The 24,618-nt window shown below is 59.2% G+C and carries 19 protein-coding genes; 8 read left to right on the forward strand and 11 right to left on the reverse strand.

What is annotated here, in order from left to right:
• Positions 1-269: 269 nt before the first annotated feature.
• Positions 270-1,709, reverse strand: a complete 1,440-nt coding sequence (locus DWW73_RS04885; RefSeq protein ID WP_117778901.1) for a PLP-dependent aminotransferase family protein — start codon at positions 1,707-1,709, stop codon at positions 270-272.
• A 145-nt stretch (positions 1,710-1,854) separates the two neighbouring features.
• On the opposite strand from DWW73_RS04885, the gene pdxS reads away from it, so the two are divergent.
• A complete protein-coding gene (gene pdxS / locus DWW73_RS04890) occupies positions 1,855-2,745 on the forward strand; it encodes a pyridoxal 5'-phosphate synthase lyase subunit PdxS (RefSeq protein WP_117778902.1) in 891 nt (296 codons plus the stop codon).
• Between the two features lie 20 nt (positions 2,746-2,765).
• A complete protein-coding gene (gene pdxT, locus DWW73_RS04895; RefSeq protein ID WP_117778903.1) occupies positions 2,766-3,353 on the forward strand; it encodes a pyridoxal 5'-phosphate synthase glutaminase subunit PdxT in 588 nt (195 codons plus the stop codon).
• 423 nt (positions 3,354-3,776) lie between these two features.
• Here the strand turns inward: pdxT and DWW73_RS04900 are convergent, their stop codons facing one another.
• Both DWW73_RS04900 and DWW73_RS04905 read right to left on the reverse strand, forming a co-directional pair.
• A complete protein-coding gene (locus tag DWW73_RS04900) occupies positions 3,777-4,655 on the reverse strand; it encodes a hypothetical protein (protein WP_117778904.1) in 879 nt (292 codons plus the stop codon).
• Positions 4,656-4,807: 152 nt separating this feature from the next.
• Positions 4,808-6,223 carry an MFS transporter gene (locus DWW73_RS04905; protein ID WP_117778905.1) on the reverse strand — a complete coding sequence of 472 codons (1,416 nt, stop codon included), beginning with the start codon at positions 6,221-6,223 and terminating at the stop codon, positions 4,808-4,810.
• Between the two features lie 204 nt (positions 6,224-6,427).
• On the opposite strand from DWW73_RS04905, the gene DWW73_RS04910 reads away from it, so the two are divergent.
• A complete protein-coding gene (locus tag DWW73_RS04910) occupies positions 6,428-6,838 on the forward strand; it encodes a peptide deformylase (RefSeq protein ID WP_117778906.1) in 411 nt (136 codons plus the stop codon).
• Positions 6,839-6,874: 36 nt separating this feature from the next.
• Positions 6,875-7,798, forward strand: a complete 924-nt coding sequence (locus DWW73_RS04915; protein ID WP_117778907.1) for a LysR family transcriptional regulator — start codon at positions 6,875-6,877, stop codon at positions 7,796-7,798.
• A 123-nt stretch (positions 7,799-7,921) separates the two neighbouring features.
• Here DWW73_RS04915 and DWW73_RS04920 read toward each other — a convergent pair whose 3' ends face one another.
• From DWW73_RS04920 to DWW73_RS04945, 6 genes are all read right to left on the reverse strand, one after another.
• Positions 7,922-9,364, reverse strand: coding sequence for a PTS transporter subunit EIIC (locus tag DWW73_RS04920; RefSeq protein WP_117778908.1), 1,443 nt, complete (start codon positions 9,362-9,364; stop codon positions 7,922-7,924).
• Between the two features lie 193 nt (positions 9,365-9,557).
• Positions 9,558-10,676, reverse strand: a complete 1,119-nt coding sequence (locus DWW73_RS04925) for a neutral/alkaline non-lysosomal ceramidase N-terminal domain-containing protein (protein WP_117647440.1) — start codon at positions 10,674-10,676, stop codon at positions 9,558-9,560.
• Positions 10,677-10,694: 18 nt separating this feature from the next.
• On the reverse strand, positions 10,695-11,942 hold the full coding sequence (locus tag DWW73_RS04930) for a hypothetical protein (protein WP_147343545.1): 1,248 nt from the start codon (positions 11,940-11,942) through the stop codon (positions 10,695-10,697).
• A 25-nt stretch (positions 11,943-11,967) separates the two neighbouring features.
• Entirely contained in the window at positions 11,968-13,002 is a 1,035-nt protein-coding gene (locus DWW73_RS04935) for an amidohydrolase family protein (RefSeq protein WP_117778910.1), read from the reverse strand.
• A gap of 227 nt (positions 13,003-13,229) precedes the next feature.
• Complete coding sequence (locus DWW73_RS04940) at positions 13,230-14,750, reverse strand: aminotransferase class I/II-fold pyridoxal phosphate-dependent enzyme (protein WP_369833032.1); 1,521 nt, start codon at positions 14,748-14,750, stop codon at positions 13,230-13,232.
• Between the two features lie 163 nt (positions 14,751-14,913).
• Complete coding sequence (locus DWW73_RS04945) at positions 14,914-15,771, reverse strand: LysR family transcriptional regulator (protein ID WP_117778911.1); 858 nt, start codon at positions 15,769-15,771, stop codon at positions 14,914-14,916.
• Positions 15,772-15,889: 118 nt separating this feature from the next.
• Here DWW73_RS04945 and DWW73_RS04950 point away from each other — a divergent pair, with 118 nt between their 5' ends.
• Positions 15,890-16,801 (forward strand): DMT family transporter, encoded by a 912-nt coding sequence (locus DWW73_RS04950; RefSeq protein WP_117778912.1) that lies wholly within the window; start codon positions 15,890-15,892, stop codon positions 16,799-16,801.
• A gap of 139 nt (positions 16,802-16,940) precedes the next feature.
• The gene (locus DWW73_RS04955) at positions 16,941-19,190 is read left to right on the forward strand and encodes a KUP/HAK/KT family potassium transporter (protein ID WP_117778913.1); all 2,250 of its coding nucleotides are present in this window, start codon (positions 16,941-16,943) and stop codon (positions 19,188-19,190) included.
• 79 nt (positions 19,191-19,269) lie between these two features.
• Here the strand turns inward: DWW73_RS04955 and bsh are convergent, their stop codons facing one another.
• Both bsh and DWW73_RS04965 read right to left on the reverse strand, forming a co-directional pair.
• Positions 19,270-20,235, reverse strand: a complete 966-nt coding sequence (gene bsh, locus DWW73_RS04960) for a choloylglycine hydrolase (RefSeq protein ID WP_117778914.1) — start codon at positions 20,233-20,235, stop codon at positions 19,270-19,272.
• A gap of 244 nt (positions 20,236-20,479) precedes the next feature.
• On the reverse strand, positions 20,480-20,899 hold the full coding sequence (locus DWW73_RS04965; RefSeq protein ID WP_117778915.1) for a peptide deformylase: 420 nt from the start codon (positions 20,897-20,899) through the stop codon (positions 20,480-20,482).
• A gap of 193 nt (positions 20,900-21,092) precedes the next feature.
• On the opposite strand from DWW73_RS04965, the gene DWW73_RS04970 reads away from it, so the two are divergent.
• Both DWW73_RS04970 and DWW73_RS04975 read left to right on the forward strand, forming a co-directional pair.
• A complete protein-coding gene (locus DWW73_RS04970; RefSeq protein WP_117778916.1) occupies positions 21,093-22,403 on the forward strand; it encodes an NCS2 family permease in 1,311 nt (436 codons plus the stop codon).
• 207 nt (positions 22,404-22,610) lie between these two features.
• Positions 22,611-24,383, forward strand: a complete 1,773-nt coding sequence (locus tag DWW73_RS04975; protein ID WP_158563785.1) for a carbohydrate-binding domain-containing protein — start codon at positions 22,611-22,613, stop codon at positions 24,381-24,383.
• The last annotated feature ends 235 nt before the right edge of the window (positions 24,384-24,618 follow it).

The following is a 24,618-nucleotide window of genomic DNA, read 5'->3' on the forward strand; positions in this document are numbered from 1 at the left end:
CAACCCGGGCGCTCACGCATTGGCGCGAACGCGCCGAAAAGGGCGCCGAACGGACTACTTAGTTTTCAACAGCCCTCCCCAACTGGCCAAAAGCTTGCCAAAAGCTGGACGGAGCGCTGTTGAAAACTCATTTTTCGCTCATGCGGAAGCCTTGCACAGCAAGTGAGTAGACTATTTAGGACCCGCCGAGCAGACCGCCCATACTGCTTTACAAAATCGCAGGTAGATGGATTGCTTCAAAACGGCCTGCTCGCCAAAGCGCCAAAAGTCTACTCACTTAGGTTAGAGGGCGCATCCATTAGCTGCGATTCCAGGGTATTTAGCGCATTTGGACTCAAATCGTCGTACTGGACAAGGATTCGAGTCGGGCTTGCAGGGACATATGCGCCATCGGCGCACCATAGACAGTCATTGATATCGATGTAAGGGGTGCTCGAGCGCGTGAGGGCGCGTGTAAAAGAGGTTCCGCCCGTAACACGCTGCGCAACCACGACGCAGTAAAGACCCGCATCCGCATGTTCGATCGAAACCTCCCCCGCCGGAAATGCCTTCCGTACAAGCGCCGCCAGGCCATCACGCGCCCCACGAGCACGAGCGCGCACGCGGTTCACATGTCGCTCGTAATCACCCGATTCCAGCAAACGCGCCAAGGCAACCTGATCAACAGAACTTACCGACGAGGCGTAGAAACCAAGGTTGCGTTTAAACCTCTCCATTAGTTCATCGGGCAGCACCATGTACGCCAAACGCAACGCCGATGAAAGGCTCTTCGAAAACGTGTTGGTGTAGATAACCGACTGGGCGGCATCGATCGACGCGAGCGCGGGAATCGGCTTGCCGGCAAGGCGAAACTCACAATCAAAGTCGTCTTCGATGAGATACCGACCTGGCCGCTCGGCGGCCCAGCTCAGCAACGCATAGCGACGTGCAATGCTCGTCACAAGACCGGTCGGATACTGATGAGACGGCATCAGGTGAAGGACATCGGTCCCGGTTTTCTGCAGCGCGCTCAAGTCCACGCCCTCAGCATCCAACGGGATATGCCGCACTTCGCAACCCATGGCCTGATAGATGCGCGTCAAGCGCAAATAGCCTGGATCCTCGACGGCATACACCTTGTCCGCGCCAAGCAACTGAACCAACATGGTATCGAGCAGCTGGGCGCCCGCACCGATAACGATGTTGTCGGGGTCGACATTCATGCCCCTTGTCCCGCGCAGATGGTGCGCAATCGCACGTCGCAGTCGAGCGGTGCCCTGCGCCGGTGCGGGCGAAAAGATTTCACGTTCGTCTTCGGACGTCAGCGTCGCCCGTAGCGCACTTTGCCAAAGCCGCGCCGCCTCCAAAGCGGAAGGAGAAAGTGCGTCGAATCGCTCTGCCTGCCCCATGGCATCATGCGCGCTGGGACCAACAGGGACAGCATCTCGGTCGATATCCCCCGCAGCAAAAGCCAAAACCGGCGCATCCGGAAGCTCGCACGCGTAGTAGCCACGACGCGGCATCGAGCAAATATAGCCCTCGGCAAGCAACTGGCTATATGCATTCTCGATGGTAATGACACTGATACCCAAATGACTCGCAAAGGCGCGCTTAGACGGCAGATGCTCCCCCGCCGCAATACGGCCAGCTACGATATCATCTCGAATTTGCTTGTAAATATACTCATAGAGCGATGCTTCGCCGCGGTTTTCCAAATTATAGTCAAGCATGAGTTTGTCACCTGACCTTATCGAATCATTCAATCTGGCATTAGTCTGACCTTGTTATTATCTCGAAAACTGAGTATTTCGCCATACCCAGCTCCCCGATAGGATGTTCCGTCAAGCAATGTACATGCCAACCAAGGGAGCAACCATGGCAGAACAGACCAGCAAGGCCGATCGCGTCAAACTCAATCGCGAACTCGCGCAGATGCTCAAGGGCGGCGTCATCATGGACGTCACCACGCCCGAGCAAGCACGCATCGCCGAGGAGGCGGGCGCCTGCGCCGTCATGGCGCTCGAGCGTATCCCGGCCGACATCCGCGCCGCAGGCGGCGTCTCGCGCATGAGTGATCCCAAGATGATCAAGGGCATCCAGGAGGCCGTCTCCATCCCCGTTATGGCCAAGTGTCGCATCGGTCACATTGTCGAGGCGCAGGTCCTGCAGGCCATCGAGATCGATTACATCGATGAGTCCGAGGTCCTCTCCCCCGCCGATGATGTCTATCACATCGACAAGACCCAGTTTGACGTGCCGTTTGTCTGCGGCGCCCGCGATCTGGGCGAGGCGTTGCGCCGTGTTGCTGAGGGCGCCACGATGATTCGTACCAAGGGCGAGCCGGGCACGGGCGACGTCGTTCAGGCCGTGCGTCACATGCGCAAGATCCAAAAGCAGATCCGCGACGTTGTTGCTCTGCGCGACGACGAGCTCTTTGAGGCAGCCAAGCAGCTGCAGGTTCCGGTCGAGCTGGTGCGCGAGGTCCATGCCACGAGCAAGCTCCCCGTCGTAAACTTTGCCGCCGGCGGAGTCGCGACCCCCGCCGACGCCGCGCTGATGATGCAGCTGGGCGCCGAGGGCGTCTTTGTTGGCTCGGGCATCTTTAAGAGCGGCGACCCCGCCAAGCGCGCCGCCGCCATCGTCAAGGCCGTGGCAAACTTCACCGACGCCAAGCTCATCGCCGAGCTTTCGGAGGACCTGGGCGAGGCCATGGTGGGCATCAACGCCGACGAAATCGAGATCATCATGGAGGAGCGCGGGCGCTAGTCCAGCAGAAAGGATCGCACATGAGCGATTATGCAGACCAAACGGTCGCCGTGCTGGCGGTCCAGGGCGCTTTTGCCGAGCACGAGGCAAGACTGTCCGAGCTGGGCGCACGCTGTATTGAGCTGAGGCAGGCGGCTGATTTGAAGCAGAACTTTGACCGTCTGGTACTTCCCGGCGGCGAGTCTACCGTTCAAGGGAAACTGCTTGATGAGTTGGGCATGCTCGAGGAGCTTCGTACCCGTATCGCTGAAGGTATGCCCGTCCTGGGCACCTGCGCCGGCCTGATTCTGCTGGCTCACGACCTTGCCGCTCATGACGATAAGGGCACGTCGCGTTTGGCAACCATGGATGTACTCGTCGAGCGCAATGCCTACGGCAGGCAACTCGGCAGCCTTCGAGCCAAGGGGCAGGTAGCCGGCATCGACGGTGAAGTGCCGCTGACGTTTATCCGCGCGCCCCGCATCGTCGAAGTGCACGGCGACACTGAGGCCCTAGCCGAAGTCGACGGTCGCATCGTCGCCGCCCGCCAAGGCAACCAGCTCGGCGTCACCTTCCACCCCGAGCTCGACGAAGACACCCACCTCCACGAACTGTTCCTGCAAATGTAGGCAGAATTTAAACGAGCGTGGATTTTCGGACATACAACAAATGAGAGTGGATAATCTCCCACTTTGAGCTTGAATGCAGACTCAAACCGGGAGATTATCCACTCTCATCCTATGTAGTCGTTGGGGACGTTCTTAAACGACTAGTCAAAAAAGAACGTCCCCAACGACCATATTGCGATAGACGACCACGTTTGCCCAGATAAAACCGACCAAAATAAACCTGTCCCTTTTTGGTAGGTTTGGATCAAGGCGACGCCGATGCTTTGGTACCGACAGCGAAAACCCGCCAGAGCGAGCAAGGTGCCTTGAAACGAGGCGGCATTGATCTTTTGGTCATGCCGCCGAAGTTGAAAGGCAGATTGCCGCCCTGGCGGGTTTGCAGCGTCAACTAGTTACGCGATTTGGTAAAACCGCGTAACCCAACTAGAAACGGTTGCCGCGGAAGCCGCCACCGTTGCGGCCGCCACGGTCGCCACCGCGACCGCCGCGGTCGTTACCACGGTTGCCGCCGAAGCCACCACGGTTGCCACCAAAGCCGCCGCGACCGCCACGGTCGCCGCCACGGTCGCCAAAGCCGCCACGGCCACCGCGATCGCCACCGCGGCCGCCGCGGTCACCGCCACGGCCACCGCGATCGCCAAAGCCGCCGCGACCGCCACGGTCGCCGCCACGGCCACCGCGCTCGTCACGGCCGCCGCGAGGACCGCGGTCCTCGTCCAGGCCCATGGCGACGAGCGGAGCGATAACCTTATCGAGAGCGGCCATCAGCTCGGTGGCCTCCTCGTAAGAAAGCTCGGGCAGGAGCTTCTCCTTCTTGTTGGCAAGCTCGGTCAGGCCCTCAGCGGCATCCTCGGCAGCGAAGACAACGATCTTGCGCATATCGCCCTCGGCGTCGTCGATGCGGCCGACCAGATCGGCGGCCTCGGCCTCGGCCATCAGGCCATCGAGCTCACGAAGGCGCATGCCCAGCAGGTCGGACATTTCCTTCTGCTCCATCTTGGGCTTGAGGTCAAGAAGCTTGATGGCGCGCTCGATGTTCGCCATGCGCTCGGCCTTGGCCTCCTCCTCCTTGGAAATAGCAAAGCGACGGCTGCGCAGCAGGCGGGCGGCCTTCTGCATCTTGTCCATCAGCTCTTCGTCATCGTAATCAGCGGCGGCCTCGACAACCTCGGCCTCCTCGGCGGAAACCTCGTCAGCAGCCTCAACCTCAGCAGCTTCGGTCTCCACGGTCTCGACTGCCTCGACCTCGGCAGCCATGGTCTCGTTCTCGGTCTCGTTCATGATCTCTTCGTTCTCAGACATGAGACTCCTTCTTGGCCCTCTCGGGCATCATCGCCCCATTCGCGGGGCCCGTCGCGCACTCTTTGCGCTTTATACATTCATGCCTCTCGGCAAAACGTCCATTAGTTTATGGTGTCGCCATCCAATCTAGCTGCAGAATCTATGTGCACACATTAATGCGACATGTGCGACTCGCGGCGAGCGTACACCAGCGACACCGCGAACCCGACAACGGCAATCACGGCCGCCACGCGCACGGCGGCTGCAAATCCTATCGCCTGGGCAACGTCCGACGCAACGCCTGCGGCGCCAGCAGCCACCGCAGAACTCGAAAGCAGGCCGATAAACAGCGACGGACCAAACGACGCGGCAATCATGTTCCACGTGTTAAGCAATGCCGTTCCGTGAGGATGCTCAGCGGCGGGAAGCGTCTCCAAACCGGCGGTCTGCGAGGGGCTCAGTACCAAACCGACGCCGGCATACACCACAACGGCCAGCAGCACGACAACGCCGATGTTCATGCTTGCCGCGGTCATCGAGATTGCCGTCTGCCCCACAGCGATCAGGGCAAAGCCGACCGGCAGCAGCGGCCACGCACCACGGGCATCCATCACGCGTCCGCCCACAATCGAGGTCACGGCGTTGCAGGCGATCGCCGGCAAAATGAGCAAACCCGCGACAAGTGCGGTCATGCCGTATGCGCCCTCAAAATAGAGCGGAAACAAAACGCTCATCGAGAACGTCGTCATCATCGACACCACCACAAGCAGGCATGCAGGCCAAAAACGAACGCTCGCCATGGGGCGCACGTTGAGCACCGGATGCTTGAGCTTGAGCTGACGAACCGCAAACAGGCCGAGCACCACAACAGCGGCGAAAAGCGTCGCGATACCGGCCATCACATTGGTCGAGAACTCGCCTACGGAATACACAAACGCCGTAATGCCGGCGGCGAGCAAAACAACCGACAGAATATCAAGCGTGGTGTTCGAGCGCTCTCCGACATTCCGAACGAGCTTTGCTGCCGCCGCGGCGACCACGACACCGCCCACCAGCGGCACTACGAACACCGCCCTCCAGCCAAACAACGTGCACATAAGACCACTAATCACGGGCCCAAACGCCGGCCCTAGCGTAATGCAGGCACCGCCCAGGCTCAGATACAGACCGAGCTTCTCGCGCGGAGCACAAGATAGCACCACATTCATCATGAGCGGAAACAAGATGCCCGATCCCGCAGCCTGCAAAATACGACTTGGCAGCAAAACGGTAAACGACGGGGCGACCAGGCACAGGACTTCTCCGGCGACCATGCATCCGCATGCGAAAAACAGCAGCTTGCGCGTCGAGAAACGACCGGACAGAAAGGCCATGATGGCCGTAAAGATCGACGTCACGATCATGTATCCCGAAACTAGCCACTGCGCCGTGGTGGCACTCACCGAAAAGGCCGCCATGATATCGTGCAGTGCCACGTTAATGATGTTCTCGTTAAACGCGGCGACAAAGGCTGCAATATACATTACGACGAGAAACGCCGAAGTGGCCGATGGCGTTGCTTGAACTTGTTGCTGAGATTTGCTCCCCATGCATTTCCTTCCTCTTGGAACGACAGTCGCATCGCCCCAGAGGAACAGTCCAGGGCGAGCATGAGCCCTAGACTTACGTCAGACGCCGCACGCGACGGATCCGACAACATGGTCCAACGTTGAAAGATTGTAACGCTGACGCGCAGCTTTCCTTCCGCGCTATTATTAAAAGTCCACGAAAGCACGAGACATGAGGAGCCCGCCATGATTAAGCCCATCATGAAATCCGAGTTCTTTTTGCGCCTGCCTTCCGAAGACGCGGGACCCGACGATGCCGCGACCGGGCAGGACCTCCTGGATACGCTCCATGAACATGAGCACGAGTGCGTGGGCCTTGCCGCCAACATGATTGGCGTGCGCAAACGCATCATCTGCGTAAAGGACGGCAACAGGGCGCTGCTGATGTACAACCCTCAAATTCTTGAGCAGGTCAATTCCTATCAGACGAGCGAAGGATGTCTCTCGCTTTCCGGCGAGCGCCCCTGTACTCGCTATCGCCGCATTAAGGTTGAGTATTTGGACGAGAATTTCGTCCACCTCATCAAAAACTTCTCGGGCTACACCGCCGAAATCATCCAACACGAAATCGACCACTGCCAAGGAATCGTGATCTAGGTTACTTGCCGACATGAGGGAACCGGAGGCTACCCTATGGATATCAGCCGTTTTGGTGAGTTCGCCATCTTGGCGCAGTCGCGTACGTTTCTCGATGCGGCGGAGCTGCTCTTCATGTCGCAGTCGACTCTCTCCAAGCACATTATGGCAATGGAGCGCGAGCTCGGCTGTAATCTCATCGATCGGAGTCAACGCCACGTTACGCTCACCGCGCAAGGCGAAGCGCTCCTCCCCTATGCACAAAAGATAGCGACGCTCCAGCATCGCTATCTCGCTGCCATCCAGATAGCCGCAGATGAACCACTCGAACGCATCACCGTGGGCTCCATCCCCATCATGGCTCCCTATGGAATCACGGACGCCGTCATCGATTTCCAGCAGGCGAACCCCTCGTATTCCGTTGAGCTCATCGAGGGCGAAGGCAGCGCACTCAAGCAGATGCTCTTGCGCGAGGACATCGACCTCGCCTTCATCCGCGACGGCGGCGCCATCGAGCCGGAGTTTAAAAAAATCCCCTTTACAACCGACCGGCTCGTGGCCGTTATCCCGCTCGACCATCCACTCGCCAAGCGCAACGCCATCGAGATCGACGACCTTATCGATGAGAATTTCCTTATGCTTCCCCAAGGCTCGTTCGTGAGCGAACTCACCCTCTCCCTTTGCCGCAAGGCAGGATTCAGCCCACGTGTCACGTTTACCGGCAAACGGGCAGAAAACATCATCTCGCTTGTCGCGCGCGATGCCGGCGTCTCGCTGCTCATGCGCAAGCCTGCCGAATCACTCGCCGGCGGCAAGGTGGCCCTCGTGCCGCTCGAGCCTGCAACGACCTCCGAGGTCAGGCTCTACCTCAAACGGAGCGCTGCGTACTCGCAAGCCGTCGTCTCGTTTATCGGCTTTCTCCCCTATCGCCAGCTTCTACAGGGCGGCCGCATGACCTCCGAAGCGCCGCAGTCGTCGTAATCCCAGCACACACCGCCACTTTTGAGATGCCCCACAAACCAACCGGCAACGGTACAAAACGCAAAAGGCCCCGGACAGCACAGCTGCCGTCCGAGGCCTTTTAAATCAAAGCGGGTAGATGGACTAGTCCACCGAGATGTTGAGGGTCTGACCGCCCTCGTCCTTCTTGGTGCCGATCACCATAGCGGCGATAAGCGCCAAAATAAAGGCGACCAGACCGGAGATGACAAGACCGATAAAGCCCGAATCGATGCCAGCGGGGTTGATAAAGCTCGGGAAGCCGAGCGGACCGGAGGCACCGAAGGCATAGAGCTTGGCACCCATAAGGCCGGCAATGGCGCCGCCGACACCGGCGGAAATGAAGGTCGCCCACATGAGACGCTTACGCGGCAGCAGGATGGCGTAAAGCGCGGGCTCGTTGACGCCGAAGATCGACGAGACGAGAGCAGGGATGTTGATGACAGCGTTTTCCTCGGAATCCTTGGTTCGAATGATCATGCCGAGCACGGCACCGGCGATGGCGCACCCACCTGCGTATACGAGAGGGTTGATGAGGTCATAGCCGTAGGTTGCGACATCGATGAACCACAGCGGAATGACGCCCCAGTGCAGACCGAACATGACGAGCAGGCTCCAGAACGTGCCGATGGCAAAACCGGCGATGGCGGGCTGGAAGTTGATGAGCGCCAGGATGATTTGGGCAACGATGTTGGAGAGGACCGTCATGACCGGACCGACCACAAGCAGGCCCAGGATGCCGCAAATGAAAAGCGTCAAAATGTTGGAGAAGAACGAGCTCACAAGCGCGGGCAGTGCGCCAGAAAGGAATTTGTGCACCTTCGAGGCGATCCAGACGATGAAAATCGCAGGCAGAATCGTCGATGAATAGTTCTGCATAATCAACGGGATGCCAAAGATATCACCGTAGACATTGGACTCAAGGACCGTACCGGTGCCGAGCGTGTAAAGCGGGTCTCCACCCATAAGGGCAACGAGCGTCGGGTAGACGAGGATGCCGCCGAGGGCCATACCCATAACGGGCTTAAGTCCGAACTTCTTGGCAGCCGTCCAGCCGATGATAAGCGGGAAGTAATAGAAGACCGAATCTCCGATTGCCGAGAGCGTCACATAGGTATTGCTGTCCTTGGCGAGCCAACCGGCAACCGTGCAGAGGGCGAGCATCGACTTGATGAAGCCACCGGCCATAAGCACGCCAAGAACCGGTTGCAGGATCTCGGAAATGATGGCGAGTAGGCGCGAGAACGGATCGCCCTTCTTGACATTGTCGCCCTCATCGATATCAAGCGCGGGCTTGGCGTCGAACCCGCCGATCTGAACGAGTTCATTGTAGACGGACTCGACGGTGGCACCGATTACGACCTGATACTGTCCACCGGCCTGGATGACGTCAACGACACCCTTCATGGCCTTGAGCTCATCGGTCTGGGCGAGCGATTCGTCCTTGAGGTGAAAGCGGAGACGCGTAATGCAGTGACTCACGTCCAGCACATTGTCTCGGCCACCGACCTTTGCGATGATTCCATCGCAAAGCTGCTGGTATTTCATGGTATTCCTCCTTTTTCTGAGCGGGGCATGGCATTGATTCCAGACCCCCGTAGTCGACGTGGGGAGCCACAGAACCCGCCTCCCCTTTAAAATCCGCGGGCGCATATACGTCCGGGATGGGAGATAACAAGGGAAATAAGAACGCCGATCACACGGCCGCGACCCTCATGGGTCCCATGCCGTGGCGGCAAAACTACAGGCGCGAATCTGGCGCGCCGAGAAGGCGCGCGGTTTGACAGAACTTATCGCATAGGCGCTCCGGTTCGCCTTGGGGAATCTGGGTACGTTCGGTCTCAAAGGAGAGGCCGTATTCACGCGCCGGAAGGAAGTACTCGTAATAGCCGTTGGTATAACCGCAGACAATCCCCTCAACCGGACATTCGCGCTTCATGCGAACGCCAAGGTCGCTGCCGAGCTCGCTCGGAAACACAAAGAGGTGCATACCACCCAAGCTGATAACGGCGCACTTGAGCGTGAGCGAAAAATCGTCATGGGCGACGGTGTGATAGAACGTCTGGGGCTCGATACGGTCGAGTTTAACCTCGCGATCGAGCTTGATTTGGGAAATCGCCTCGGCAAGACCGGTCGACACGCGCTCGACCTCGGGGATGCCACGACCTTGGCGAAAATTGCGATCGCTGCAGTCGCCAGCAGCGCCCACGACCATGGCAGGATAGTACCCGAGGCTCGGGGCGAGCTTTTTACCGGTAAGGCCGGCAAGCTCACTCGTGAGCTCCGTACAATCGGGCCCGACGCAAGCGGAATGCACCGCCCAGTTCACAAAGCCCGCAAATGGCTTGCCTTCGGTATCGAAGAACGAAACGACAATGACCTCATTGTCGGCGAGTTCGCCTGGGATGATGCGGTTGTCATAGAAACCGGTGACGACCTGCTTGCCCAGGCGGCAAATCGCGGGCTGCGCATTGGCGCGGCACTCCTCAAAGCATTGGCAAATGGTATCGAGGAGCCAGCGATAGTAGTTCTCGTCGAATTTTCCCGTCCACCAGCTGCGGTGGTAAGCGACGATTGAAGTATGGTCGTGCGTCGCCGAGAGCAGGACGCAATCACGGTCAATGCCGTAGCGCTCGGCGAGCATTGTCTTGACTTCCTCGGCCATGCTTTCCTCGAACTCGAGGACATCGGCATTAAAGAGAAACACCTCGCGTTCGCCTTGCTGGAAGAGAATGGCGTTGGCGTAGACGTCGTCATGGATGCCCGTCGCAGGCTCCAGGCGGTTGGGAAGATTGCGATAGCCAATCAGGTAGATGTCGCCCTGTGGGGTGATTTTGCGGCGCGCGTGTCCAATGTTCATGCACGTTCTCCTTCTGTGTTACGCCGCATTCAAGGCGGCAATGATGATATCGACGAGGCGCTCATGGGAGCCGGCGGCAAAACCGGAGTTCATGGCCTCATAGGTGATCTTTTCGTACGCGTCGGGGGCCGGTAGGTATTTCTGTCCGCCGTTGACGAGCGTGGCAAAGAGCACAGAGCCGGACCGGGCGACGCGCACGGTGGCGCCGAATGTACTCGAGACCTCGGGCTGCACGCCGACAAGCTCGACGTTTCCCAGCCGAAGCAGATAGACCCTCGTGTGCTGCTCACCGGCAGCATGAAACTCATACGTTCGATGCGGAGCCAAAGAGTAAAAATCGGCGCGTGTCTGAGCGGGCAGGAGGACGTCGACCGTGCGAGCATCGATGCCGGCAGCGCTATCCTCACGTGCCATGCGAGCGGCCTCAATCAAAGCATCGCCCAAGACCTGCCCCTGCTGGTGCAGCATGCGGTATCCGTCCTCATGGGCATCGACCGTCCGCTTCACGCCGGCGGCATCGAACGTGACGTTCATGGCGCGCTCCGCCGGACCTTGGTCGCCCGCGGCGCCCGGCAGCAACAGGGCAACGCCGCCCAGCTCACGCTCGAGTGACATGGCGGCAAAACCAAAGAGATCTCCGCTCGCCACGCGTCTCCCCTCGGAGTCGCGCGACCCGTCGAGCACGGAGGACTGGACGTCCGCCGCCGCAAGTACGGCAACGTACTCGCCCCCGGCATCCCTCATGGCGAGCACGGGCATCGCGTGGTCGGCAAACCCCTCGGGATTCGAGCCCAACCACCAGCCGGCCGGCGTCTCGATGTCGCGATTAACGTTCACGGGGCAGTCGCCCTCCGCCGTGGCGAGTGTGACGGAGCGAATGCCCGCAACAGCCCGCTCGACAGCCGTGCGGGCGGCGGCGATGAGCGCTGCGCGATAGCGCTCGTTGCGATCGCGGGCAGCAGCATCGGCAAGATGCCCGGGAGTGCGAACGTGAGGCATGGAAAACGTGTGGGTAGGAACCACCCAAGAGTAAGCGCCACTGCAGCCGGCGGCATCCTCGACGACCTCACGCAGATCGGCGAGCAGAGCCGGAGCAATCGATGTGACCTCAAGCGAAAGAATGCAGGCGCGTCGCCCCGCCCCCTCGATGACAAGAGCACGGGCAAAGACCTCATGGCGGAGTTCGTCGAAACCGTCAAACGGCAATACGCCCCCAAGATCGATGGCCGCACGGGCGGCCCCAGCCCTCATCTCTCCTTTGTCCATGGCAGACACCCCCTCTGATTGCCGCTCACTCGACATCGTACAGTCGCTGCGCCGTGCCGCCAAGCACAAGATCTGTGTCTGCATTGCTCAGACTCGCGGCACGAACGCAGGCGACACCCTCGGTGAGCCACTCGCGTTTAACCGGATAGCTCGTGCCAAAAACAATATGGTCTGCACCCAACACGTTAACCGCGCAGGCGAGGAGTGTCTTGCCCCAAGGCTGGGCATGGGACATGTCGAAATAGATGTTGTTCTCGAGGCGCTTGGAAACGGTCTCGGTATCGACCTGAAAACGTCCAGAGGCATCAGGGCGCTTGGGGCCGTGAGGCAGCAGCATCTCCTTGAACGCAAAGTATGCGCCACCGAGCATGGAGTGGACCATCTTGATATTAGGATAGCGCTCGAAGAAATCACCAAAGATCTCGCGGCCGATCGCCGTAGTTTGGTCGACGCAGCGACCATAAGAGCGGCGAAGGTTGTCGTACGCGAGAAGCGACTCGTTCTCGACCGGTACGGGAACATGGTGGACGTAAACGGTGACGTTGCGCTCGTTCAGGTGCTCGAAGAAGCTCGAGAAAACCCGGTCGTCGAGATAGCGCTTGCCGTAGTGAGCGCAGAGCTGCACACCCGCAAAACCATCGTCGAGCCTGCGGTCGAGCTCCTCTAAATTTGCCTTGGTGCCAAAGGGTGGCACAGCGACAAGCGGAATCAGGCGGCCATTTGACGCCTTCGCGTCAGTGGCCATACCGTCGTTGAAGCGCCGACACATCTCGAGCGACATCCACTCGTGGCAGCCGGGGAGCTTGAGGATCGCCTTGTCGACCCCCGCCTCATCCATATCGGCCAAGCGCTTCTCGAGGGTGTAGTCGCCCTCGATGTAATTAAGGCCCGGAGAACCGGCGGGCATCTCGATCACGATCTGTCGCTTGCCGACGGAATTCACGGTCAGATAGCCTTCGGTGTCGTAGGCGCGGGGCACCTCGGCCAAAAACTGTTCGCAGAGCGTCTCGTCATGAAAGATGCGCTCGTCGAACCAGTAGGAATTTGCATCGATAATCATTGGTTGGAACCGCCTTTCATCTTGTTGAGAACATTCTAGAAAAGCGGGTACCCGGGCATCAATTCCAGCTTAAGCCTACTGTATTCCATTTTGGAATAGAACTTACCGCTCACACGCGAACCTTGCTCGCTCAAAGAGACAAAGCGTTAGCAGCACGGGCTTAGACAGAAAACGGCCGGCCCGCATCCGTTGCGGGCCGGCCGTTTTAGTACAGGCTACCTTTGTCGTTACGACTGGCGGTAGTGATCGAAGAAGTCGGCGAGATCTTCGAGGGACTCTTTGAGCACTTCCATGCGCGGCAGGTACACGATACGGAAGTGGTCGGGCTCAGCCCAGTTGAAGCCGCCGCCGCGCGTGATCAGAATCTTCTTCTCGTGCAGCAGGTCAAGGGCGAACTGCTCGTCATCGGTAATGTTGAACTTCTTCACATCCATCTTGGGGAAGATGTAGAACGCCGCACGCGGCTTAACCACCGAGATGCCGTCAATCTTGTTGAGCGCCTCATACACAAAGTTGCGCTGCTCGTAGACACGGCCGCCGGGGCGGATGTAGTCGTTGACAGACTGATGGCCACCGAGCGCCGTCTGAACGATCGACTGAGCCGGCACGTTGGAGCACAGGCGCATGTTGGAGAGCATGTTGATGCCCATGATGAAGTCGCTCATGCAGCGCTGGTTGCCCGAAAGCACCATCCAGCCAATACGATAGCCCGCGATCATGTGCGACTTGGACAGACCGCTAAAGGTGACGCAGGGCAGATCGGGAGCGAGCGAGGCAATCGAGACGTGCTCGTAGCCGTCCATGCACAGGCGGTCGTAGATCTCATCAGCAAAGATCATCAGCTGATGCCTGCGTGCAACCTCGACGATGCCCTCGAGCACCTCGCGCGGATAGACGGAACCCGTGGGGTTGTTGGGGTTGATGATGACGAGGGCTTTGGTCGCGCTCGTGATCTTGGACTCCATATCCTCCAGGTCGGGATACCAATCCGCCTGCTCATCGCACAGATAGTGCACGGGATGACCGCCGGCAAGGGTTGCGCACGCCGTCCAGAGCGGATAGTCGGGGCTGGGGATCAGAATCTCGTCGCCATTGTCGAGCAGCGCGTTCATCGAAAGCTGAATGAGCTCGGACACGCCGTTGCCCGTGTAGATATGCTCCATCTGAACGTTGGGCAAGCCCTTGATCTGCGAATACTGCATGATCGCCTTGCGCGCGGAGAACAGGCCACGCGAGTTGGAATAGCCTTCGCAGTCGGGCAGCTGCTGGCGCATGTCCTTGATGACCTCGTCGGGCGTGCGGAAACCGAAGGGCGCCGGGTTGCCGATATTGAGCTTGAGGATGCGCTCGCCCTCGTCCTCCATACGGGCGGCCTCGTCGACGACGGGACCGCGCACGTCATACAGGACGTTATCGAGCTTGGTGGATTTAGAAAAAGTACGCATGGTGGTGCTCCTTGCAATTTGAGCTGAGGGATGGGGTTCGGGCTTGGAATCGTTGCGGGGTGATGATGCCTCGCCTTGATCGGCGTCGCCGGCAAGCAGCCAGGTAACATCGACCTCCAAAATACGGGCGAGCAGCTCAGCCACATCGCGCCGCGGAATCGTCTTGCCGCTCACATATTGGCTCATCTGACTCTTGCCGAGTTTTTTGCCGAGCATCTCCGATGCGCGGATCACGTCCGACTGGCGAACGTCGCAATCGGACATAGCCTGTCGCAGACGATCGCTAAACGTCTCTTGGGCCACTAGAACCTCCTTGCTGGCAAAGTTCAATTTATACAACACGAATTGAACCTGAGTTCAATTTAGGCAGCAGTATAGCGCCGTGCTATTTCGAAAAGTTCAATTTCAAAAATAAAATGAGCAAGACCTCGAGATTTATCCCAAGGCGATAACGACGTGCACGCATTTAGAGGTATTCGAGGAAACGAGCGGCGGCAAGCGAAACATCGGCCGTTCGATATATGGCGTTGATCTGCCGATGGGGATGCCCTTCGAGCGGACGCACAGCAACATCGAACTGGCAGCGACGCAAGATGAGCGCGGGAAGAATGCTCACGCCCAGGCCATCCTCGACCATAGCCATAATCGCATAGTCATCCCAAGTCGACAGTTTTGAGCGCACCGCCAGCCCCGCCCGACGGAATAGCGGCGTAATCTCGTCATCAGTGCCGCGTTCTAGCAGAATAAACTGCTCGTTGGCTAAATCGGCAAGAGAAACGACCTCCGCCGTGGCAAGCGAGGAGTCCGCTGGCACCACGGCCATCAACTCGTCTTGCACCAACGGTCGCGACGCCATGCCGGCGCCGCGTGGCTCGCGCGGAATAAAGCCCAGGTCGCAGCGGCCCTCTGCCACCCATTGCTCAATCTCGGAGTAATCACCCATCAGCAGCTCGTAATCGACATCCGGATGATCGGCGCGAAAGCGCGCAATCACCGGCGGCAGTACATGGGTCGCCACACTCGAAAACGTACCAATGCAGATCTTGCCGCGCATGAGCCCACGCATCTCGTCCACGTGTCGCTGCAGGCGGCCAAACTCCTCGCAGAGCGCCTCAACCGCCGGCATGATCTGCCGCCCATCGGCAGAAAGCACCACACCCTCGCGGCTGCGGTCGAGCACCTTAAAACCCCAATCGGTCTCAAGGTCGCCCACCATGCGGCTCACGCCCGACTGCGAATAGCTCAGCCGCTCGGCGGCGCGCGTAAAACTGCCGGCCCGCACGGTCTCGAGCAGCACCTGCATCTTTTGAATATTCGTTTCCACGGCACCCCTCCACCTTTACATGAGTTTTTGTCATGTTATCCATGCATTATATTCGCTTTTCTTCTAAAGCCAGTTCACCCATAGTGAACATGCTCGGATATAGAGGGGATGTCAGCACATGAACAACGGATTGTTTACGTACTTAGCAGCATTGCTATTGTTTGGCTCCAACGGCATCATCGCCGCTGCCATCGCGCTGCCGAGCTCCGATATCGTACTGTTGCGCACGTTTTTGGGCGCTCTCACCCTTGCCGCCATCCTCTTCATAACCAAGCGCCATAACCTGCAGGCTCCGTCTCGCCCCCGCGAGGCCGCAGCGCTCATCGTCTCGGGCGCCGCGCTGGGCGCCAGCTGGATTTTCCTGTTCCGCGCCTATCAGACGATCGGCGTTGGTATCTCCTCGCTGTTGTATTACTGTGGCCCCATCATCGTTATGGCCCTCTCCCCGCTCATTTTTGGCGAAAAGCTGACCGGCGGCAAAATCGCTGGCTTTGTCGCCGTCGCCTGCGGTGCTTTTCTCATTGCAGCGCAAGGTCTAGGCGGCAATATGCCCATTGCGGGCATCGTCTGTGGAATCGCCTCGGCCTTCTGCTATGCATTGATGGTCATCGCCAGCAAGGGTGCGCCGCACATCGAGGGCCTCGAGAACTCCGCACTCCAAGTGAGCGCCGCCTTTGTGACCGCACTGGCCCTCACGCTCATCACGCAGGGCGCTCCCTCGTTCCTGTCCGCCGGCGTCGCCGCCAGCATTGATTGGCGCGCCGTCGCTATGCTCGGCGTCGTCAACACCGGCATTGGTTGCCTGCTCTACTTTAGCGCCGTCGCCAAGCTGCCCGTTCAGACCGTCGCCGTCGTCGGCTACCTCGAGCCGCTTTCGGCGGTCGTGTTCTCAGCCGCCCTTTTGGGTGAAGCCATAACACCGGTCCGCCTGATGGGCGCCGCGCTTATCATCGGCGGCGCGATTTTTTGCGAACTCGCCGGCAAACGCGCAAACGCCAAGGCTGGCATCGCCCAGATAGCACGTGCTTAAAAGCCCCTGCTTTGAAATGCTACCTGCGTAGATAAATAATCCCCAGCTGAGGATTATTGTCTAAAATATCCCGATGTGCCAAACTGCTCTTGTATGTATAAAGACGGCATAAAGTTTTTTGTCCTAGACAGATAACCGGATGTCTAAGGGAGTCCTCGTGGCACACAACAAACTGGAGGCAAACCTCCAAGACCAGCGCGGGCAAGGCGGGCACGGAGCCATCCCCCTCTCCGCTGGCATGCTGCTCGTAACGCTCGGCGTCGTCTATGGCGACATCGGCACGAGCCCCATGTACACCATGAAATCAATCGTCGCCAACAACGGCGGCATCGGTACCGTCAGCGAGGACATGATCCTGGGCGCGCTTTCGCTCGTCATCTGGACCATGACGCTCGTGACCACGGTCAAGTACGTGGTAATCGCCATGAAGGCCGACAACCACAACGAAGGCGGCATCTTCGCCCTGTTCAGCCTCGTACGCAAGGTGGCACCATGGCTGATTCTGCCCGCCATGATCGGCGGTGCGGCACTGCTTGCCGACGGCATCCTCACCCCCGCCGTCACGGTCACCACAGCCATCGAGGGTCTGCGCACCATCGAATGGGGCCATGCGCTGCTGGGCGACGGGCAGACCAACGTCATCATCATCACCATCATCATTATCTGCGGCCTATTTGCCATGCAGCGCGCCGGCACCTCGTCAATCGGCAAGCTGTTCGGCCCGCTCATGACGCTGTGGTTCCTGTTCCTGGCAGGCGCCGGTCTGTTCAACATGCTCGGCAACCTGTCCATCTTGCGCGCGCTCAACCCCATCCGCGGCATTATGTTCCTGTTCTCGCCCATCAACCATTCGGGCATTATGGTGCTCGGCTTTGTCTTCCTGTCGACAACCGGTGCCGAGGCACTCTACTCGGACATGGGCCACGTGGGCAAGGCAAACATCTATGCATCCTGGCCATTTGTTAAGGCGGCCCTTATCCTCAACTATCTGGGTCAGGGAGCTTGGCTACTCGCCAATAACTCCAACCCCCAGATGCTCGCGATGGATATCGTCAACCCGTTCTATATGATGCTCCCCGAGCCCCTGCGCCCCTTTGCCATCGTGCTTTCGGCCGTGGCGGCCATCATCGCCTCACAGGCGCTCATCACCGGCTCGTTCTCGCTGGTATCCGAGGCAACGCGCCTCAACCTTATGCCGCACCTGCGCATCCACTACCCCAGCGACACCAAGGGCCAGCTCTATATTCCACTCGTCAATAACATCATGTGGGTCGGCTGCATCTTCATCGTGCTGCTGTTCCAAAACTCCGAGCGCATGGAGAGTGCCTACGGCCTCGCCATTACCGTGACCATGCTTATGACCACCACGCTTTTGACGAGCTATATCGCCGGCATTCTCAAGCACAAGCTGGGCGCCTGCGTCTTCGCCCTGCTCTTCGGCGCCATTGAGCTGTGCTTTTTCGCCTCGTGCCTTACCATGTTCTTTGACGGCGGCTACGTAATGATCTTCTTGGCCTCGCTGCTGTTTGGCCTTATGTACGTGTGGCGCCGCGGCACCGCCATCGAGCGCACGCAGACGATCCTGCTGCCCGTCTCCAAGTACATCGATCAGCTCAACCGCCTGCGCAACGACGAGACCTACCCCGTGCTCGCCGACAATCTGGTGTTCCTCACCAACAGCCCCGATCCGCTCACACTCGACCGCGACGTGCTCTATTCCATCCTGGACAAACATCCCAAGCGCGCCAAGGCATACTGGTTCATCAACGTGCACGTTACCGATGAGCCCTATACGCACGAGTATTCCGTCGAGACCTTTGGCACGGACTTTTTGTTTCGCGTGCGCCTGGACCTGGGCTTTAAGGTCAACCAGCGCATCAACGCCTACCTGCGCCAGATTGTTGGCGACCTGATGGCATCGGGCGAGCTACCGCCGCAGCACCACACCTATTCCATCTACGAAACACGCGGCAACGTGGGCGACTTCCGTTTTTGCATGCTGCGCAAGATGCTTGCCCCCGAAACGGACATCAACCGCAACGACCACCGCGTGATGGCCATCAAGTACGCCGTCCGCCGCGCCTGCGGAAGCCCGGCACGCTGGTACGGTCTTGAGAACTCGGCCATCATCATCGAGTACGTGCCCCTCTTTGCCCGCATGCGTCCGGCAGTCAAGCTTGTACGCACCCAGGTGCCACTCGAGATCCAAATCGAGGAAGCCGAGGAAATGGACGTCGATATCTTCTCGGACGACTTGGTCAACGGCAACGAAGCCGGCAGAAATATGAACGTCGATCCCACTGAGCTGCTCGAGAGCGTCGCAGATACGCCCGAACAGCAACAGCTCGACGGCCTCGAGAGCGAACAGCTCAACGACGCCAACTTCTAGCGACGTCACAAATCAACGACAGCGGCCCTGCATCTCACGGGAGACGCAGGGCCGCTTTGCATTGCAGTAAAGCTAACGGCTACGAACGACGCGGCTCGGGAACCACGAGCCTATCGGGGTTCGCGCCCTCGGCATCCATCAGGCTCACGTAGCGAATCGACGGATCCCCATACATCGCGTAGTAATAATTGCCCGTGCGCGCGCTAAAGCATCCGGTATAGATAGTCTTCTCGAACTTGCCATCGCCCATCCTGGACGCTCCCTCAATCATCACCACGCCCTCGAGTGAACGGAACATGCGGACGACGTTTTCGGTCTCGCCCTCCTTTTGCGGGTAATTGGCATTGAGGTACGCCGCCTTTACAAAACGGCTCGGCGAATAGCAGTCACCCGGAATACCGCGCATGCCGGCACCCGCGCCATAGGGCTTGAGCTCGGCGCCACGCCATGTCGCCGTCTGCGGAAAATCGCTTGTGGCCGTGATATAGGTGCGCAGGTTTTCCATGTGCCACGGGAAGGTGGGCTGATTGGCAAGGGTGTCGACCGGATCGTCGTATACATGCAGGCCGTCAGCCATCATCTCGACCACGATGCTGCGCTGGCTGTCGCCGATAATCCAATGGAGCAGCGACACGCCCAGCCCCTCTCCGGCAGATTTGGCGACAATCACCGTGTCGCGCAGCGCGGCCTCGACCTCATCGACCGTCGAGAACGTCGCTGCCACCCACAGGGGAAACTCATAGGCCGCGATATTGTTCTTGCCGTCGACAGGGCCCTCGGCATACTCGGCATAGCCGGGAAAGTTGAGCCCCGCCACAGCCAGACCCGCATCGTTACCACAGTCGAAAAACATGGGATAGTTCTTGTAATCGATGCACATGCCGATTACCGCGTGTGCCGCCGACGCATCGTCGATAAACGAATACGGAATGTGGAACCCGCGCGGCATCACGCGAACCTGTTGGCCGTAGTCAAAGCTCCAGTCGAGGTTGCGGCCCAGATACATGTGGCCAGAATTATCGGTAAATCGAATGCTCGTGCACATAGCGCCTCCTAGCTTTACGGTCCTGCTAAGGTTATTGTCACCAAACAAAAAGGCGCTAAACACAAAAGCCCGGACATGACAACAATGTCATACCCGGACTTTACAAGCAAGATAGACCCAACCAAGTCAACCCCGCAGGTCGTCTAAGGGGTCAAAGTGCCGCAGATTGCCACGAAAGAGGAGCGGAGCGTACTTAAGGTACGCGAGCGACGATTGAGCGGCAAGGTGCGGTGCTTTGGTCCCCTTAGACCAACTTTCCAAGACAGTGATCAATCATGTGCTGGATCATTTGCGCCTCAAAACCTGCGTAGTCGCGGCGGCACTCCTTCATCTTGCCGTCGACGATCTGGTCAAAGGCAACCTTGCACTTGATATAGCGCGTGGACTTGGTGATCTCGTCGTGCGTCAGGCAGCTCTCCTCCATCTTGCTGGCGCCCAGACCAAACACCAGACGGGGGTTGTAGAGCACGTGGGGCTCGCCGGCATCGTCCAGATAGACGCAGACCTTCTTGGTGACGCCAATCTGGTTGGCGGCAAGGCAGCCGGCATCCTCGAGCGACTTAATGGTATCGATCAGGTCCTGTGCGACCGACTCGTCCTCGACAGTCGCAACCTCGCAGCGCTGGGACAGGATGGCCTCGTCGCGGCAGAGCTCTTTAATCATACGTTCCTCCAAAGAGTTCGTTGTAACCGCTTAAGTATACGGTACCTACACATTTTCATACGAAAAATACCACCCGTCTGCCCCGAAGCGCCGAACATCAACATGCGAGGAACATCAACGTTAAAAAGGCGATATAGTAAGGAAGTTCGTGTCAATCGGCCTAAACTCGGGGCCGAACAAGGAAAGGGTATGCATGGACGAACTTTTTCACGTCAGTGAGCGCAAGTCCACAATCGGGACCGAACTTCGCGCTGGACTGACAACATTCCTGGCGATGGCCTACATCATCGCCGTCAACCCCGCGGTGCTCTCGGGCGCTGGCATCGATGCGGGAGCGCTCGCCTGCGCCACCTGCCTGGGCGCCGGCATCATGACCATCTGCATGGGCATCTTCGCCAACCGCCCGCTCGCCTGCGCGTCGGGCTTAGGCGTCAACGCGATGATCGCTGGAATCACCACCACCGTCTGCGGCGGTGACTGGCACGTGGCCATGAGCGTCATCTTCCTTGAGGGCGTCGTCATCTTGCTGCTCGTGCTCTGTGGCCTGCGCGAGGCCATCATGGACGCCATCCCGGTTGTCCTGCGTCACGCCATCTCGGTGGGTCTGGGTCTGTTCATCGCCATGATCGGCCTGTGCGACGCCGGTATCATCACCGCCGGTGCTGGCACGCTTGTCGGCCTGGGCGACATCACCTCCCCCACCTTTATCGTCGGCATCATCTCCATCATCGTGACGGTCGCTCTGGCTTCTCGTAACGTGCCGGGCTCGCTGCTCATCGGCATCATCGTCGCCGTTATCGCCGGTATCCCCCTGGGTGTGACCCAGGCTCCGACCGGTATCATCGCCCCGCTCGACTTCTCGAGCATCGGCGGCCCCATCGCCGACGCCGGCGGCGTGCCCGCCATCGTCAAGGTCCTTACCGACCCCGCGCTCCTCGTCATCTCGTTCTCGCTGCTCATGAGTGACTTCTTCGACACCATGGGCACCGCGATGGCCGTGGCCAAGCAGGGCGAGTTCCTCACCGACGACGGCAACGTCGAGAACATCAAGGAGATCTTGATCGTCGACTCCGCCGCCGCTGCCGTGGGCGGTTTCATGGGCGTCTCCTCCATCACCACCTTCGTCGAGTCCACCTCTGGCGCTGCCGACGGTGGCCGCACGGGTCTCACCTCCGTCACCACCGGCGTGCTGTTTATCCTCGCCGCGTTCTTCTCCCCCGTCGTCTCCATCGTTTCCAGCGCCGCCACTTGCGGTGCCCTGGTCTACGTCGGCTACCTCATGATGAGCGAGGCCGCTGAAATCGACTGGTCCGATGTCTCCGAGGGTTTCCCGGCGTTTATGATCGTCGCGGGCGTGCCCTTCACCTACTCCATCTCCGCCGGCATTGGCCTGGGCTTTATCGCCTACGTGATCGTCGCGCTCTTTAAGGGCGAGGCCTCCAAGATCAAGCCGCTCATGTGGATCGCGGCTCTCGCCTTCCTCGTCTACTTCTTTGTAGCGTAGGCGCAAGATTCGCAATACCAAACAGCAAAGCGCGAAGTCGCATCGAGCGGCTCCGCGCTTTTCTTTTAAAGCCAGGCAGCGCACGGGCGCGCGATGCATTGCTTCCCAAGTTTTGGACATTTTGCCCTCCAAACGGCACTACCGCCGGCTACATCCTGCAGATATGCTGGGCGTGATCGCATAGGCCCTATGAGGATGGGAGTAACCATGGCCGCCTTGTTCACGACCCCCAAGCGCAATGACAAAACCTCTGGAGCCCATTTTGTCGAGCCCGACGTGCGCCGTCACACGCTGCTCGCACACGGCAGCTGGCGCCGCGTTACGCGCCGTATCGTTGTGGGCGCCGTATGTGCGCTCACGGTGAGCTCCCTGCTCATGCCGAGCGTCTCGCTCGCGGCGGAGTGGGTCTACGTCGGCGGGACCCAGTACAACGCCGGCACCGCGGCGCGCGACGAGGCAGGCACCTGGAGCTGGGACGGCGCCGACGATATGAAGCTCAACAACTATAACGGCGGCAAGATCAGGGCCGATGGCAAGCTCAACATAAGCTACTCAGGGAGCAACACCGTTACCAATGACAGCGGCTGGGGCATCTTGGTTGAGGATGGCAATGCCGAGAACGCCGAGCTCAACATCCAAGGGGACGCATCCAGCACGCTCAACGTGACATCTAATTACGACGCCATCTCCTCCAATAGAGACATTAACATCGACGGAGCCGGCACCGTCAACGCCACGAGTACCGAGGCTGACGCCATCGGGGCCACGGGCAATCTCACCATCAAGGGCTCGGGCAACGTCAACGCCACGGGCAAATCGGATGGCATCAGGGCAAGCGGCAATATCACGATTGACAACAGCGGAGCCGTCACCGCCAAGGCTACCGAGGATCAGGGAATCAATGCCGGGAGAAACCTCACCATCAAGGGCGGCGGCACGGTAGAGGCAAGCCCCATTAAGGACGTGGCGATTTGGGCTGGCGGCAACATCGATATCTCGGGCGGCGGCAAGGTCGAGGCGAGCTCCAAGGAAACTCTTGCCGTCGACGCTGAGGGCAGTCTCACGGTCACGAACGCTTTCCTTAACGCAAGCGGTGTTGAATATGGCGTCTATGGCTACAAGGGTATTACGCTCGACCACGCGACCGTGACGGTCCGCACAAGCGAGGGCGGTCGCCAAGCTCTCGCACTCCTCGCCGACGGGGATGACATCGTCATCAAGAATGGCTCCATCGTGGACGCACTCGCGGAAGGCGAGTACTCGGCTGCAATCTCTACCAGAAACCACGAGTCCAACATCGCGGGCGGTCATATCTACATCAGTGACTCTGTTGTCAAGGCTATAGCCCGTTATGTCGAGTCCGACAGCGACGGCCCCGACCACTACAGCGCAGGCCAGGATGGCGAGATTTTCCCTGAGCCCCGAGGTCTGAATATCGGCATCTTCGCCCAGACCTACGAGGGCATCACGCCCGCGAGTATCTCGATCGTCCGCAGCAAGGTCACGGCCGAGGGAGACACGGCGGCAATCTTCGCCCTTGCCATAAGCAAGGACGGCAAGGCGATTGGCACCATCGAGATTGAAGGCACCATCATCCAGACGCCTGTAGGCGGCGAGGTCATTGACTATCGCCACAAAGAAGAGTTCGGTGAGGACATCATGTACGAGGCGGGCCAGACCATCGGCACGGGCGACGCTGTGATCGACTCCCCCTATAACGAAGCTGTCGCCAAGAGCACGGTCATCGCGCCTCCCGAGGAGATCAAACCCGAGGAGAAGCCAGGCGAGACCAAGCCCGAGGGTTCCAAGTCCGAGGGCACGAAGACGACCAAGACCGTTGCGGTTGCAACCGCGGGAGCCAAAACCACCGGCGCGCTCGCGGCAACCGGCGACGCCTCGAGCGCAGCCATCATAGCGAACGCCCTTGTAGGAACGGCCGCTATCGTCACAGGCGCCCTGGCGAGTCGCAAACGCTCGTAAACACTTTTTCGCACGGGACGGGTGGATCGCGGCCCTTGCCTTCCTCGTCTACTTCTTCGTAGCGTAAGGGCAAGGCTGCAAAAGCTGAACAATAAAGCGCGGAGTCGCCATGCGGCCCCGCGCTTTTCTTTTAGCGCCGGTCCCTGCGCCGGCGTGCGGCCTATTTCTCCCCCATTTTGGCCATTTTGCCCTCCATACGGCACTACCGCCGGCAACATCCAGCAGATACGCTGAA

Source organism: Collinsella sp. AF16-8 (genome assembly GCF_003462695.1).
Lineage (GTDB): Bacteria > Actinomycetota > Coriobacteriia > Coriobacteriales > Coriobacteriaceae > Collinsella.